The sequence below is a fragment of the Wolbachia endosymbiont of Aedes albopictus genome (assembly GCF_024804185.1).
In the GTDB taxonomy this organism is placed as follows: domain Bacteria; phylum Pseudomonadota; class Alphaproteobacteria; order Rickettsiales; family Anaplasmataceae; genus Wolbachia; species Wolbachia pipientis_B.
Window position 1 is genome coordinate 155198 of the sequence record NZ_CP101657.1, and the last position, 14893, is coordinate 170090.

The following is a 14893-nucleotide window of genomic DNA, read 5'->3' on the forward strand; positions in this document are numbered from 1 at the left end:
CTAAAATGTACGAACATTATGATCTGTGATAGCTATATTATCTGTAATTTGCCTTTTACTGTCTATTTACTATACTTATTTGGTAAGATCTAGCTTAATTAAATGCACAAAATATTAGTCAGTAGTAACCATAAACCTCTGGTCGGAAAAATCAAGATTAATGGCTCAAAAAATGCTGTTTTACCAATAATGGCAGCAAGTCTATTGAGTAGCTTCTCGGTAATTTTGCATAATGTACCTGATTTAATTGATGTGCATCTAATGTCTAAGCTGCTTGAGAGTCTTGGAGCGAAAGTGAATTTTACACGCAATAAAGATTATAAAGCAAATCATACTTTGCAAATTGACTGCAGTAATATCAACAATCACGTAATGTCACACGAAACTGCAAGTAAGCTGCGAGCATCTCTTTTAATGCTAGGTCCAATTCTCAGTAGATTTGGTAAAATCATAACAGTCTTTCCTGGTGGGTGCAATATTGGAAAGCGTCCCGTTGATATGCATATCAAAGCATTAGAAGAAATGGGAGCTAAAATTGAAGTTGAAGGCTGTAATATAATTGCAACAGTGAAAGGAAAGCTACAAGGAAAAGCAGTTATACTTGAGAAAATAAGCGTTGGTGCAACAGAAAATGTAATAATGGCAGCAACACTTGCAGAAGGAGTGACAATAATAAACAATGCTGCAAAGGAGCCGGAAGTTCTTGATTTAATAGAGTTCCTAAAGAAAATGGGTGCTAATATTGAGATTAGTGATACAAGGATCACAATAACAGGAGTTGAAGCATTAAATGGATGTGTTCATAAAATAATACCAGATCGCATAGAAGCAGGCACCTATGCACTAGCTGCTATAATAACTGGTGGTAAGTTGGAGTTAGAAGGAATAAGTCTATCTGATATAAGATGTATTGTGAATGAATTGAAGGATATAGGGGCTAATGTTGAAATATATAATGAGGGGGTTATGATTTCCAGAAAAAATTGCTCTATTAGGTCTGCTAACATTGCAACAGATCCATACCCCAACTTTCCCAGTGATATGCAACCACAACTGATGTCTGCAATGTGCATCGCTGACGGGATATCAGTAATTGAAGAGAACATTTTTGAAAATAGATTTGCACATGTAGATGAATTGAGAAAGTTAGGCGCTAATATCAGCATCGAAAAAAGCAAAGCTACTATAAGTGGAATAAAAAGCTTATCTGGAGCTAATCTGTGTGCCACTGATTTAAGGTCAACAGCAGCTTTGGTACTTGCTTCTTTGGTAGCTGGTGGAGAAACTACAATAAATAATTCGCATCATTTATGGAGAGGATATGAGGCAATGCATGAAAAACTTAATTCATGTGGAGCTGATATTTCCATTTCATCTTGAGGATATTTTATGAATGAAGCAACTAAACGAACTACAGTAAAAGAAATAGATGAAATCTTATATGAAGAACATAAGGTATTAGACCATGGATTTATTCGAGTAGTGGATTATATGGGCTCTGATAGCGCTATAGTTCAAGCTGCTCGTGTTTCTTATGGCAAGGGAACAAAACAGATAAGTCAGGATGAAGCACTTATAAAGTATTTAATGAGACATCATCATACAACTCCATTTGAAATGTGTGAAATTAAGTTTCACGTGAAACTTCCAATTTTTGTTGCAAGGCAATGGATAAGGCATAGAACTGCAAATGTAAATGAATATTCGGCAAGATATTCAATACTTGACAATGAATTTTATATACCAAAACCAGAACAGATTGCAAAACAATCTGATAATAATAAACAAGGTAGCGGTGAAGCTTTTGATCCGGATACCTCAAAGAAAATAATAGATTCTCTAATAAATGACTCTAATTTAGTATATTCTCATTATGAAAAATTTATTGAGCAGGGGCTTGCAAGAGAAATTGCCCGAACCAACCTAACGCTTAATTACTACACACAATTTTATTGGAAAATAGATCTGCATAACCTTCTTCATTTTTTGAAGCTTAGAGCTGATAAGCACGCCCAATATGAAATCAGAGTTTATGCAGAAGTTATGTTGGATATAATAAAAAAATGGGTTCCACTGGCCTACAATGCCTTTGCTGAATATTGCCTAGAATCAGCTTTTATTTCAAGAACTGGTCTAAAAATAATTCGCAAATTAATTAAAGGGGAAAACGTTACTAAAGAAGAAAGTAATATTGGTAAAAGAGAATGGGACGAGCTGATGTCTATACTCGATAAACAATCTTAAAGATAAAGGCATACGCATAAATCTTTATAGCAATTGTACATATTTATAGATTTATAGGTGTAAGCAACAATTTACCAGTATTGTTATCAACTGATATATCAATTATTTTTGAGTTTGTTCTTTCTGTTGTTTCATAAAGTTCCTCAGCTTTCTTTAACATTAATGTTGCATTTCTAAGCGTAACGTAAATCTCACAATAGTCTGGAGAGTTTTCAATATACATATTATATGAATAAAAATTTACAGCCAGTTCTACTGCCCTACAAATTTCCTCTGATGTAAAATTAGCAACTCCTGTATTAGGACAAAAGCCAACGGCTCCTCTATTAGGGTCAAAAAATATGTATTTACCATTCTCTGCTTTATATGCCAACATAGAATGTGCAATATTCTCATCATCACTACCTCCTTCATTACAAGCATAACAGGAGAAATTAAATTCTAAGTAGCATTCTATCTCTACATTATCCAAAGCACACTTGACTTTTTCTTGATTAATATGAACCCATATTTCTGTTGATGATAAATCATTACACTCTTGTTCATATATTGTCTTGTCATAAAATTGATCTCCCTCACGTCTCTCAATGCTCTGAATATGAAGAATAGGTAAGAATTGCAACAAGATCTGCGTCATCAACAATTCAGTTGTTTGTTCTTTTCTTCAATCAATATAATCTATAAAATCTTGTTCAGGTACAACATCAGCAGACCTGAGAAATCCAGCAAAGTCTCCCATATTCTTTAATTCTAAAAGAGTAATAAAATAATTTAATGGATGACATAGGCCATCTTCAGGATCAAAACCCAAAATTTCCTCAAATCTATCTTTTAAGTGTACAAGTTTTGATATGCTATCTGACATAAAATCATTCAAATTAAATTGAATAGCTTTCTCACTTTTAAACAGTTTTTTGTATTGTTTACTAGGTGATAAAATTGGTGCTTTATATACATATCTACCATTCTCTCTATGTATACCTTCTACATCTCTAATGATGCCTTGTTTCACATTTTTACTAATGGCAGATTTGTTTTCATGATCTCTTATATTGGTAGTTTGATTTAAAAATTTCACTACTTCTTGCCCTGAAAAAATTCTATCAATTTCTTCATTTGCAATTTTGAAAAATACTTTAATTTGAGAGTTATCTTCGGAAGTATAAACTTTTAATATATTAGACTCAGTAATACTATTAATATATTTCTTAACGTATCTTGGCATATTAATTATTTAAATTATTAGCTATATAAGCTAATAATATAATAATTCACACCATTGGGCAATTAATATTTTAATAAAATACTTATTAAATTTAATTTGTTATACTAATATTGATCAAATTAACTCATCACTTTTATAAAACATTTCATTAAAATCATACAAAGTTCCAAAATCTTTATTTTGAACAAATAGATGACCATCTGTTATGTATGCCTTAGGCAGGGTAAATGGTTTATCATAATGCTGCGATGCTGGCCTAACAATTTCATTATATAAAACCATTACTTGCTCGTAGTTATATCCATCACCAGCATGATATTTACCACGTACGGTATCATAAAAATTCTTTATATCATCATATGTCACTTGCAGCTCCACCTCATACTTTCCCACTTCAAGAGGACTTCCTGTCCTTATTTTAAAGGGATGTTGTGCATCTGCAATACTGTTAGAATCTTCTGCTTCACTATCAGAATTTTTATCCATATTTTCTATCACACTTGCCATAACAGTTTCTTGTTCGTCTTCTATTGGTTTTGCTTGTTTTTCAATTTTATTATTGCTACTGTCAGTTTCCACAGTGACTTTTCTTGTTTCCATATCTTTTTGAGCTTTCTCATGACTTTGCTTGCGTATTTCATCTCCATACAATTTCTCCTGCAGAGTTTTTTCCATATCATCATGCAAAGCTGATTGATCTTCAACATAACTACTACCATCATCTGCTTGCATTTGGTTAGATTCTTCTTTCTGTATAGTATCAACCGTTCCTTTCCCCTCAGACTTAATTTCATTTTCTACCTCATTTACACGCTTGTCATGAGGTATAACTTCCATATCTACCCAATTATCATTTTCCTCAAGCCTGTTCTCTAATTTTTCAGATAGCTGATCACCACTCAAATATGGTTCTTTTGAATATTTAGCGTAATTATAGGGATCAGTGCTGTCTGCTGAATAAAACCCACTTTCAAAACCAGAGTAAGAGCTTTGATTGAGCACAAAAAACAAGTTTTCATAATCAACCAGCATCTCATCTCTAGGACTAACAAAATGCAAGTATTCATCGCCTTCCCATTCTGGGTGGTGTGTATATTTTGCTATGTAGTATTTGTTTGAATCAAGGACTATCTCCCCATCAAGTTGTAAAATTACTGCTGAACGCCCATTGCCTATATCATGACCTTTTATCACTTGAAATATTTTAATCTCATCCTTTTCTATAAGTTCTTTTAATTCCTCGTTCTTTTCATTTAACTCTTCCTCCCTTTGTCTTTCTTCTTCTCTTTCTCTTGCCAATCTTTCTGCTTCTTCATCAGCTTTCTTCTGCAGTTGTGAGAATACGTTTTGTAATACATCTTGTGTAGTTAAGTTGTTTGCATTGCTTAGCAATTTATTTAGTATGTTCGATACAGTTGGTAATAATTTACCATGGTCATCGAATTCTTTTTCCTTTGCTTTATCATAGTAATATGGGTTATAGATTGCACGTAGAGGATAAAAACCATAATCTGCGCTTGATACATCATGAGATGATAGTTCCATTGAGAATCCGTAGTGATTAAGCGGAAGGTTGGAGGTTAAATGTCTACTGTTGTCATCCCTAACGGTTAGCTCATTTCTGTCACCATATTGGTTATAAGAGATATAAAAATTTTCAGGGTTGAGATTGAAGTGGTCATCTAAGTTATCAAATTGAACTGTACTGCCAAGTTGCTCACGCAAAAGATTTTTGCTTTCGTTTGTAAGCTTTATACGCGCAGAAAAGTAATATGGATCTATAAACTCGCCTTTTTCTATCTCAAAGTTCAAAGTAATCTTGTCGTTGACCATTGGTACCTCCAAACATTATGTAAATCTATTCATTATTTTATTTATCAATCATACGGTATGTACTATGAAAAATGCGTTAAGTATTAAGATTTTTTTTCTGTATCTAGATAAGGTAACAGTAATCTGTCATTTCATCGCGTAAAGCTGGAATACAGCTTTTTAAGTCATGAGAGCTACAAAAAATTACTTGACAAACTTTGCCAGGTCCCTTATTGTAATGCTAAGGGTATTTATGACTCAAAACTTGTTTTTGACCTGCAGGCTCAATGACAAAATTCAGTAAAAAACTCAGAGTATTTATTGGCGGATTACATAAAATTATAGCGGCTGCATGTCTTTTTTATTTTTTCTACATTCAGCCAAATCGCGCTTATTTTAAGCGTTAGCACATTATTACAGCGCCACTTACAGTAATATAGAGTCAAAACTCGCTACTCGGGGCTTCTTTTGCCTTTTTTTTCGTTTGGTAAATTTCTTAATGTTTGTAGCTAAACGACAACCGTCATCCCGCAGCGGGATGAAGGTCTGCGGCAGTATGACGGTTCGCGGTTGCATGACGAAACTTCGTCGTTCTGCTACTTGTTAGCAGAATCTATGCTGGGAGATACCGCGAATGAATCGCGGTATGACGGTTCGTGATGGTATGACGGTTCGTGGCGGAATGACGGTTAAGCAATTCGTCATCCTGCTACTTGTTAGCGGCTAAGAGATACCGCGAATGAATCGCAGTATGACGGTTCGTGACGGTATAACGGTTTGCGGCGGAATGACGGTTAAGCAATTCGTCATCCCGCTGCTTGTTAGCGGCTAAGAGATACCGCGAATGAATCGCGGTATGACGGTTCGTGGTGGAATGACGGTTAAGCAATTCGTCATCCCGCAGCGGGATCTCTTGTTAGCGGATGAGATACCGCGAATGAATCGCGGTATGACGTAGGGCTACAGGTGTCATCCCAGTGCCTAGACACTGGGATCTAGCCTTTATTATTTGGTTGAAATTAAGTCTTCTGGATCCCAGTGTCAGCTACTTTCATGACATCATCATAAAGCAAACCAGTGTCACGCACTGGGATGACAAGAAAGGAGCTTGCATGATAGGAGAATTGGATTTGAGCTACTCAGATGACCCATGCAAACTGTAACCCTAAATGTTGGAGCACTGTCATACACTAAGCGCTGTAATAACAATTTTAGTCGCTTCATACACTTATCATGCTAGTCATAACAGAAATAATTTTTACCAGAGATATTTATAAAATAATTGACATGATTTGGAAATATGTATACTATAGAACATTAATAGTTAGTTAATTTGTAGGTGTAATGTGGCTAGAAATGTTTTGAATGAAAATGAGTAGCACGCTTTAAAGCAGTTGTTTTTAACATTTAATATTCAAAAGGAGGATGTGGTAAATTCTGACATTAAGAATATTAAGAAAAAACTTAGTCAACAATACCGTAAATTATCGTTAAAATATCATTCAGATAAAAACCCAAACAATAAAGAAGCGGAGGAGAAATTTAAGGTTATTGCATTAAATAAGCCATTTTTTGAAGAATTTATAATAGAGCCATTGGAGAAAGGTCTCAATAAAAGAAATAATTTAATAAAAGAATTACGCGGTAAGTTGTGGAGTCGCAGTTATGAAGAATTGCAAAAATACTTAGATGATAAGTGCAGAAATAAACTCTATAATAAGCAGCAGTCAATTAACAATAATGTAACTGCTTATATAAAATATTCTTCTTATTCAAATCTCTTAGGAGTTCTTTTAGTACCCTTCACATCAATTGCATTTTTAATAATTAATGGTATTTCTTCTAATGTACCAATAGCAGTAGGTTTTCTTGCTCCCTTGTTAGCAGAATCTATTTTGAGTCTAGCTGTTAAGAGCATTTATACTAGAAATGGGAAAGAGTTTAATCATCAGGCTAATATTTTATTATTGTTTAACTTTGACCAAGAATGCGAAAATTTTTCAAAGAGTGATAGGACTAAATTAAAGTGGCTAAAAAATTCAGTTATTTTGAGCAACACAATCTGTACATCTTTAATGTTTTTCGGTGTGGGATTAGATTTAGTTGCCAACGGTTTTGGTATAACTAACTCTATGATGTTATCCGGCTTATTACTTTCATTACCATTCACGCTTTTAATTGTTACTTCACCTATTTTAAATGCTGCAAGTAATTATATTCTCAAAAAGATAGCTATAAATTCAATTGAGGAGCAATTTAAAGGTGATGATCAGTTTATAGAAGTCGATAACGAAAAGCCAAGCAGTACTATGAGCAATCAAAGTTATTTCCCCATCGGTCAGTTAATATCATCAAAGTTAGCTATTCTCCATAGCGAAGTCTCTAGCTAGGAACAATGAGCCACAGATTAGTATGGTTTTGACGTTTTGGATAGAGGCTTTTAATATGTGATTTGATATTGCATCGCCAATTGATTCACATTCAACTGCTTTTATTCCTATGTTATTGGCTTTTTCCCTAATCAAATTTGTATTTGTTGCTTTAGGTTCAGACTTAACACAAACCGCACATAGTAGCTTGATATATGGCTTTAAGTGCTCCAAGAACTCTTCCACATTTCTGTTACGGGTAACACCAAAAACCACATAGATACCTTCAGCAAAATTATCTTTTACCCACTGAGATAGCACTCTAGCACCGTCATTATTGTGTGCACCATCTAAAAATAATTGCCAATTTTTCGGTAGTAGGGAAATTAAATTACCCTCTCTTATGAACTCTAGTCGTGCAGGCCAGTAGGTACGCTGTAAACCTGAAGTGATATCCTCTTCTCCAATATCAAATCCATATTTTCCACTTAAAATACTACATGCTGCAATAGCATTGCCTGCATTAATCACCTGATGATCACCCTTTAAAGATGGCAAAGAAAATTCTATTGATTGAATAGCTGATTGAAAAATCATTTGAGCTCCAGCACGTGACCTCTCATTTTTTTGTTTCTGGATCCCAGTTTGGATGACAGATAGTCGTTTTTTGCAATTCCATTCAAGGCCTCCTCTATACAGAGGAGATTTCTTATTTATTGCGTGGTGTTCTAGCATGTTCATTATAGATTTTTCTTGTGGTGCTATTACGCAAGGAACATTAGGTTTCATTATTCCAGCCTTTTCACCTGCTATAATTTCTATAGTAGGGCCAAGATATTCTGTATGATCAAGAGCAATGGAAGTAATGATTGTTAAAATCGGACTATCTATAACATTTGTTGCATCAAGTCTTCCACCCATACCCACTTCAACTAAAGTTATATCGGCTTTATGACGAGAAAAAGCTAAAAAAGCTGCAATAGTTGCAGCTTCAAACAGAGTGATAGGTTGTTCTGCAATTACGGCACGGCATTCTTCTAATAAGCTATATAATTCATTATCGTTGATATAACTGCCTGCAATAACTATTCTTTCATTAAAATTCACCAAATGTGGAGAAGTGTATGCATGGACCTTATACCCTGCTGCTTGCATTATATATCTTATAAATGCTAGTGTTGAGCCTTTCCCGTTAGTTCCAGCTATATGAATTATGGGCGGCATTTTTTTCTCAGGATTGCCCAATTTATTTAGAAAGCTTTTTATGCGATCAAGAGAAAAATCCTTTGGTCTACTACCAAGCGGTTTAGGCCAGTGAGGCATATATATCATGGATTGTTATTGCATTTTAATTCAGCTATAACGCTTGCTATGCCATGCGTGTCGATTTTTTCACTAAATTGAGAACGTTGATTAATAGCAATACTTATTCCACTCATTACAACATCACTTATCAAGAAAGAACTGTTATTTTTAGTAACTTTAAAATCAATATTTGTAAATTCTTCATCACCGTAAGAAAATCTTGTACCAATTAAGCAAGTTTCATCGTCAACTGCTTTTGTACTCATTATGATCATTTCACTATCATGCATGTATTTATATAAAATTTTAACGCACAAACGCGTAAGATACACTTCATACTCTCTTAAAAAGTCTTCTTTTTCTTTTTGTTTAACTAAAGCCCAATGTTTTCCTATAACGAATTGCGATATTCCTTTGAGGTTAACATTATTCTGAATGACCTCCTGAAGCTTTTCGTGTACATGTCCTAGGTTTTTTCTATTTCCTTTTGTAGATATACCATCCACTTGTTGCTTCATAGTATGCACAAAAATTTTGTGATCTGTACAACTAGTGTAAGCTCTTGAAGAAATTACAATAAAAACAATAATAATTAAAACTTTAGTAATATTCATGAGATATATTTATTAATCATGATACTTAGGATGCAAAGTTTAATAAAGATTAAATAATAATCGCTGACTTTTAATATACCTATAGACATGCCTTATGTAAATCATCTATAATTCAAGTAAGGGTCTGTGCTATGCGTTATAAGTTAAGTTAAATTTCCCGAGCGATAATTTCTAGTCAAGGGAATTGCCTCTATTAATTTCGTTGAAATTAATACGCGATGCCCACCTTAACTTTAGTCTCAGGAATCTACTAAGGCTGACGATAGATACGGATCCTATTTTGATTGGTTTAACATTTATGCTTCATCAATACAGAGAACAAGGTACCTTCCTATGTTCGCCTAATGAAGTATTCCAAGTTGTAATTGATGTTGAAAGGTATCCTGATTTTGTTCCTTGGTGCAAAGCCGTTTATATAAAAGAAAAAATTAACAGCCAAATGGTTGTAGATCTCCTCGCAGCTTTTCATGGAATTAAAGGTAGATATACATCAGAAGTTACTTCTCTTTCTCCAAGTGGAACAAATGAAGGTTGGATAAAAGCTGTATCATCAAATGGAATATTTAAATATCTATACAATGAATGGCAATTCATTCCCATAGATGAAAATAAAACTATGGTAAAGTTTTATATAGAGTTTAAGTTTAAGTCCAACTCCAACTCATTTTCCACTTTATTAAACTCAGTATATAAATATACACAGAGTAAAATAATTGCTGCATTTAAAGATAGGGCTGAAAGCCTTGCTAAACAAAAGTTATCTTGACATTATTAATATAAATATGTAATTTTTTTAGTAAGTTAAGTGTTTGTATTGTAATGATTTTCAGACTATTGTTTTTACTAATTCTTATGAGTGTTAATTCTTATGCAGTTGTTAAATCCAGTAACCAACATATTCAAAAAGAAACTAATGAAATAACATCAAAGGAGTTACTATCACTATTACCTGATGATAAATTATTAGGAGATCCAAAAGCACCAATTCTAATGATAGAATATGCTTCATTAACTTGCTATCACTGCTCTCTTTTTCATAAGAATGTTTTTCCTAAAATTAAAGAGAAATATATAGACACAGGTAAGATGTTATATATATTTCGTCATTTTCCTTTGGATTACAGAGGGCTAAAGGCTGCAATGCTAAGTCATTGCTATGAAAAACAAGAAGACTACTTTAATTTTAACAAAGCTGTTTTTAACTCAATAGATTCGTGGAATTACTACAATTTAAGTGATTTGACTTTACTACAAAGAATTGCTGCACTAAGCAACTTAAAGCAAGATGCATTTAACCAATGCATTAATGATAAGAAAATAATGGATAAAATCATAAATGATAAATCACTGGCAATCAATAAACTTGGTATCACAGCCACTCCAATATTTTTCATCAAGCTTAACGATGGTAAGTCATATATAGAGCATAATAAAGTTAAACATGAAGGGTATAAAGAGCTGAAATATCTCACTGATGTGATAGATAAATTATATGAAAAAGCTATAGTGAAGTAATACCACTGTAGCTTACCATATAAAAGACTCTATGTTGAACCATTGTTTTTCACTACTGTTTGTTGTTTTTTACGCTCAAACTCTCTTTTTTTACTGTGCCAAGTGTAGTAATACATAGCGATTTTATTCTCTATTAATACTATTGTCCCATCATAAAACTGAACCATATCCATAACTTTTCTCTGAGCTTCATTAAAACGTTCTTTATACTTTTCACGATAAGCTGGATTATGTAGTAACATAACCCCTTCATTCTTGTTAGATTTTTTATTTAACGTTTCAACTTCACTGGCAGTAGTATAAGACATATAACCCCCTCTAATTGATTATAAAAATTATATTTTAAAAAGAGAAATGCGCATAAACAATCCCTTTAATTCTAGTATAATAATCGATTGTTTATTATACTAGTTAACCATAGTACGATATATAATAATTTTTGTCACTTAAAATTTTATACTATGAAATAATAACTTAAAATAAATGTTTTTATTATTTTGAACTATATTATTATATTTATAAACTGTGTATGAATTAAGCCTCCCTAATTTATAATATAAAACGTAATGCGTAATAATTCTAGTATAAAATTATTATATATAAGAAATCTATTTGCAAAAGAATATAAAAAAATAGAAGAATATTGTATTCTTAAAAAAAAGCAACATATTCAGATTGGCCCTGAAGAAGGAAAGCTATTAAGTTTATTTATAAAAATCCATAAAATCAAAAGTATTGTTGAGGTTGGCACATTATACGGTTATTCGTCGATTTGCATGGCAAAAGCTCTACTAGAAGACGGTCATATATATACAATAGAAAATAATCCTCAACACTCAAGAATAGCAAAAAAAAATTTTAGTGCTTTTAATCTAAGTGATAAAATTACTCTAATAGAAGGTGATGCACTGGAAAAAATTAATGAATTATCAACAAAGGCACCATTTGACATGATATTCATCGATGCTGACAAAAGTAGTTATCCTAAGTATTTAGATTGGGCAGAGTCATACATTAAACAAGATGGGCTAATCGTTGCAGATAACACTCTATTATTTGATACAGTATTTTTAGAATCGCCTCCAAAAGAAGTATCAGAAAAATCATGGCATGCTATGAGGGAGTTTAATAATAGATTATCAGATGAAAAGAAATATTTCTCTGTATTGATTCCAACTGATGAAGGAATGACTGTAGCTTTAAAGCTAACATAAGTTAAAAATCAAGGTCAGCGTAATGTTTAGGAGGGGTTAAACCGGAAACTCTCTCTAATAATATCTCACGAAAACAAGGCTTTGATTTAACAATGGAGTACCATTCTTTTAAAATTTTACTTTTTTCCCATGGAAAACTACTTACATAATCCATTACGGAAATATGCGATGCTAAAGCAATATCAGCTAAAGTAAACTTATCAGTTGCAAGCCAAACGTTCTTGTTAATTAAGTGTTCGATGTATTCCATATGGCAAGGCAGGTTATGCTGAGCTGCATGAAGAAATCTAGAGTCAGGGCTGCGGTTAGTAATTACTTTTTCATTCATAATATACTTAGTAACTTCATTGTAAAATTTGTTGTCGAACCAATTGATTAGAGCACGTATTTTAGACTTAATAATAGTGGATGAACCAAGTAATTTGACGTCACTATTGTAAGTCTCTTCTATATATTCACAAATGGCATTACTATCCGCTATTACAAAGTTATTATCTATTAATACTGGTACTTGTCCGGTTGGGTTGATCTTCATGAATTCATTCCGCTTTTCCCACGGATTTTCATACACTAGATCGCAGCCTAATTTTTTTTCTTTTAGGAAAGCTCTAACTTTTCGTGAAAATGGACAAAGAGGAAAATGATATAAAATCATAATATCCCTCTTTTATTATCCCAGTACCTATAGGTTGTTATTCCAGTGTGTGACACTGAAATCCACATCTTTTTTCTCTGGATCCAAGTTGGAATGACAAGAGAAGAGTATTTTAGGTAACAGTTGTTTACTCCAAAGTAATGTTGCAAAAGGTCTAACATATAAATTATAAGACTAATATAGGATATACCTTGCTAAATAAAAAAAAAAGTATAATATTTTATAAGGTATGCAGACAAAAACTCTGTAATTTGGTCAGATTAGAAATGAAGCAGCCATATCAGAACCTTTTTGGGTTGCATACCTATTTCTTATTTGTTTTATCAGAGGCTATGAATATAGCATTAAAACATCGTCCTAGTAGCTTTAAAGATCTAGTAGGTCAAGATATATTAGTGCGTGTATTAGAAAATGCTTTTATTTTAAACAAAATCCCACAATCTATACTGCTCTCCGGTAGTAGTGGAGTTGGTAAAACCACCACTGCAAGGATAATAGCTTTATGTTTGAATTGTTCCCTGGGGCCAATTTTTGAACCTTGCGGATCATGTGAAAATTGTCTAGCAATAAAAAATTCAAGCCATCCAGATGTGATTGAAATTGATGCAGCAAGTCACACTAGCATTGACGATATTAAAGTAATCCTGGGAGATATTTGCTACTCACCTATAAGCTCTAAATTCAAAGTCTACATTATAGATGAAGTACACATGTTATCCAGCAGTGCATTTAACGCGTTACTTAAAACCCTAGAAGAGCCACCATCTAGTGTAAAATTCATTTTAGCAACTACAGAAATAAAAAAGATACCAATAACTATTATTGCACGTTGTCAAAGATTTGATTTACACAACATTCCTGTAGCTAAAATAGTAGAACGTTTAAATGATGTTACACAAAAAGAGAGTTATTTCATTGAAAAGGGAGCATTAGAGTTAATTGCACGACATTCTGGAAATTCAATGCGTAACGCCTTGTTTTTGATGAATCAAGCAGTCCTATATAGCAAAGATGGTGCAATATCCACTAAAAATGTGATAGACATACTTGGCCTAGTGGATAAAGATATTATATTCGATCTATTAGGAGCAATATTAGAAGGTGATTTACAGAAAGCTCTATCAGTGTTTGACAAGGCGATAAAAACAGCAAACCCACTTAGTATTTTTGAAGGTCTATTGCAAACAATTCAGTTAGTATGCCGTTTTTTGATCACAAAAGAAATTGATAATGCAGTTACAGAGTATGAAAAGAACAGGGTAAAAGATTTAAGTATAGAGAAGTCTTTAATATTTTTTTCGAGATTGTGGAAGGTGTTGCTTAAAGGTATTCAAGATATAAAAACTTCAATATGCAACGATGTTGCTGCTGAAATGATGCTGATTAGTCTTTGCTATCTCTCTGATCTACCTTCTCCAGAACAGGTGATCAAAAAAATTCTTTCACAGAATGTAGAGCAAGGAAATAGACAGGGCAGACCTGTTGCACCTTCCCCCTCTGTCATCCAAGTAGCTGACTACTCGGATCCAAAAAAATATGTGGAAAGTAAACAACAACCCTACTCTGTCATCCCAGTGCGTGACACTGGGATCCATGTGGAAAATAAACAACAAAATTACGATTTTGATAAGATTTTGCAACTATTAAGGCGGAGTAACCAAATTTATCTTTACAAACAACTGTGTAATAATCTACAATTAATAGATTGTAAACCTGGATATTTAAAATTAAAAGCTGTATCTAAGTTGGATAGTAATTTTTGCAATGATTTAAAAAATTACTTAAATCAGGTGACTCAGCAGGAGTGGGTTATTACAGTTGATACGGGTTATATAAACAGGGAAGTGAGTAATTTAAATTATGCACCTGCAGTCAAGGATATACTTGACACGTTTAAAGGTGCAAAAGTAGTTAATATAGAAAATAAGGAGTAAGTTGTG

General features: G+C 33.0%; 16 protein-coding genes and 2 other RNA genes. 10 read left to right on the forward strand and 8 right to left on the reverse strand.

Going from position 1 to position 14893, the window contains the following annotated elements; translation table 11 throughout:
• Positions 1-102 precede the first annotated feature (102 nt).
• Both murA and thyX read left to right on the forward strand, forming a co-directional pair.
• Positions 103-1380, forward strand: coding sequence for a UDP-N-acetylglucosamine 1-carboxyvinyltransferase (gene murA, locus NHG98_RS00735; RefSeq protein WP_096617336.1), 1278 nt, complete (start codon positions 103-105; stop codon positions 1378-1380).
• 9 nt (positions 1381-1389) lie between these two features.
• Positions 1390-2244, forward strand: coding sequence for an FAD-dependent thymidylate synthase (gene thyX, locus NHG98_RS00740; protein ID WP_096617334.1), 855 nt, complete (start codon positions 1390-1392; stop codon positions 2242-2244).
• 43 nt (positions 2245-2287) lie between these two features.
• Here thyX and NHG98_RS00745 read toward each other — a convergent pair whose 3' ends face one another.
• From NHG98_RS00745 to NHG98_RS00755, 3 genes are all read right to left on the reverse strand, one after another.
• A complete protein-coding gene (locus NHG98_RS00745; protein ID WP_259245437.1) occupies positions 2288-2881 on the reverse strand; it encodes a hypothetical protein in 594 nt (197 codons plus the stop codon).
• 27 nt (positions 2882-2908) lie between these two features.
• Positions 2909-3469, reverse strand: coding sequence for a hypothetical protein (locus NHG98_RS00750; RefSeq protein ID WP_259245438.1), 561 nt, complete (start codon positions 3467-3469; stop codon positions 2909-2911).
• A gap of 114 nt (positions 3470-3583) precedes the next feature.
• Positions 3584-5302, reverse strand: coding sequence for a hypothetical protein (locus NHG98_RS00755; RefSeq protein WP_096617333.1), 1719 nt, complete (start codon positions 5300-5302; stop codon positions 3584-3586).
• A gap of 956 nt (positions 5303-6258) precedes the next feature.
• Between NHG98_RS00755 and NHG98_RS00760 the strand changes: the two genes are divergently transcribed.
• Together NHG98_RS00760 and NHG98_RS00765 are read left to right on the forward strand one after the other, a co-directional pair.
• On the forward strand, positions 6259-6444 hold the full coding sequence (locus NHG98_RS00760) for a hypothetical protein (RefSeq protein WP_259245439.1): 186 nt from the start codon (positions 6259-6261) through the stop codon (positions 6442-6444).
• Positions 6445-6708: 264 nt separating this feature from the next.
• Complete coding sequence (locus NHG98_RS00765; RefSeq protein ID WP_096617575.1) at positions 6709-7671, forward strand: J domain-containing protein; 963 nt, start codon at positions 6709-6711, stop codon at positions 7669-7671.
• On the opposite strand, the gene NHG98_RS00770 is transcribed toward NHG98_RS00765, so the two are convergent.
• Both NHG98_RS00770 and NHG98_RS00775 read right to left on the reverse strand, forming a co-directional pair.
• Positions 7639-8982, reverse strand: coding sequence for a bifunctional folylpolyglutamate synthase/dihydrofolate synthase (locus tag NHG98_RS00770; protein ID WP_096617573.1), 1344 nt, complete (start codon positions 8980-8982; stop codon positions 7639-7641). The two genes, NHG98_RS00765 and NHG98_RS00770, sit on opposite strands and share 33 nt — an antisense overlap.
• Positions 8979-9569: an MlaC/ttg2D family ABC transporter substrate-binding protein gene (locus NHG98_RS00775; RefSeq protein ID WP_259245440.1), complete on the reverse strand. Its 591-nt coding sequence runs from the start codon at positions 9567-9569 to the stop codon at positions 8979-8981. The genes NHG98_RS00770 and NHG98_RS00775 overlap by 4 nt, the downstream gene beginning before the upstream one ends.
• Positions 9570-9687: 118 nt before the next feature.
• On the opposite strand from NHG98_RS00775, the gene ssrS reads away from it, so the two are divergent.
• The 3 genes from ssrS (at position 9688) to NHG98_RS00790 (ending at position 11084) form a co-directional block, all read left to right on the forward strand.
• A non-coding RNA gene (ssrS, locus tag NHG98_RS00780) (6S RNA) lies at positions 9688-9848 on the forward strand.
• A 19-nt stretch (positions 9849-9867) separates the two neighbouring features.
• Positions 9868-10335: a type II toxin-antitoxin system RatA family toxin gene (locus NHG98_RS00785; protein ID WP_096617571.1), complete on the forward strand. Its 468-nt coding sequence runs from the start codon at positions 9868-9870 to the stop codon at positions 10333-10335.
• A 53-nt stretch (positions 10336-10388) separates the two neighbouring features.
• On the forward strand, positions 10389-11084 hold the full coding sequence (locus NHG98_RS00790) for a DsbA family protein (RefSeq protein ID WP_096617569.1): 696 nt from the start codon (positions 10389-10391) through the stop codon (positions 11082-11084).
• A gap of 29 nt (positions 11085-11113) precedes the next feature.
• Here the strand turns inward: NHG98_RS00790 and NHG98_RS00795 are convergent, their stop codons facing one another.
• Positions 11114-11392 (reverse strand): DUF2671 domain-containing protein, encoded by a 279-nt coding sequence (locus NHG98_RS00795; RefSeq protein WP_096617567.1) that lies wholly within the window; start codon positions 11390-11392, stop codon positions 11114-11116.
• 258 nt (positions 11393-11650) lie between these two features.
• On the opposite strand from NHG98_RS00795, the gene NHG98_RS00800 reads away from it, so the two are divergent.
• Positions 11651-12298, forward strand: coding sequence for an O-methyltransferase (locus NHG98_RS00800; protein ID WP_096617565.1), 648 nt, complete (start codon positions 11651-11653; stop codon positions 12296-12298).
• Between the two features lies 1 nt (position 12299).
• Here NHG98_RS00800 and NHG98_RS00805 read toward each other — a convergent pair whose 3' ends face one another.
• Positions 12300-12953, reverse strand: coding sequence for a glutathione S-transferase family protein (locus NHG98_RS00805; protein ID WP_096617563.1), 654 nt, complete (start codon positions 12951-12953; stop codon positions 12300-12302).
• Positions 12950-13114 carry a hypothetical protein gene (locus tag NHG98_RS00810; protein WP_187297265.1) on the reverse strand — a complete coding sequence of 55 codons (165 nt, stop codon included), beginning with the start codon at positions 13112-13114 and terminating at the stop codon, positions 12950-12952. The genes NHG98_RS00805 and NHG98_RS00810 overlap by 4 nt, the downstream gene beginning before the upstream one ends.
• A 60-nt stretch (positions 13115-13174) precedes the next feature.
• Here NHG98_RS00810 and ffs point away from each other — a divergent pair.
• Both ffs and dnaX read left to right on the forward strand, forming a co-directional pair.
• Positions 13175-13266: signal recognition particle sRNA small type (gene ffs, locus NHG98_RS00815), an RNA gene on the forward strand.
• A 19-nt stretch (positions 13267-13285) separates the two neighbouring features.
• Positions 13286-14887: a DNA polymerase III subunit gamma/tau gene (gene dnaX / locus NHG98_RS00820; RefSeq protein ID WP_259245441.1), complete on the forward strand. Its 1602-nt coding sequence runs from the start codon at positions 13286-13288 to the stop codon at positions 14885-14887.
• Positions 14888-14893: the final 6 nt, after the last annotated feature.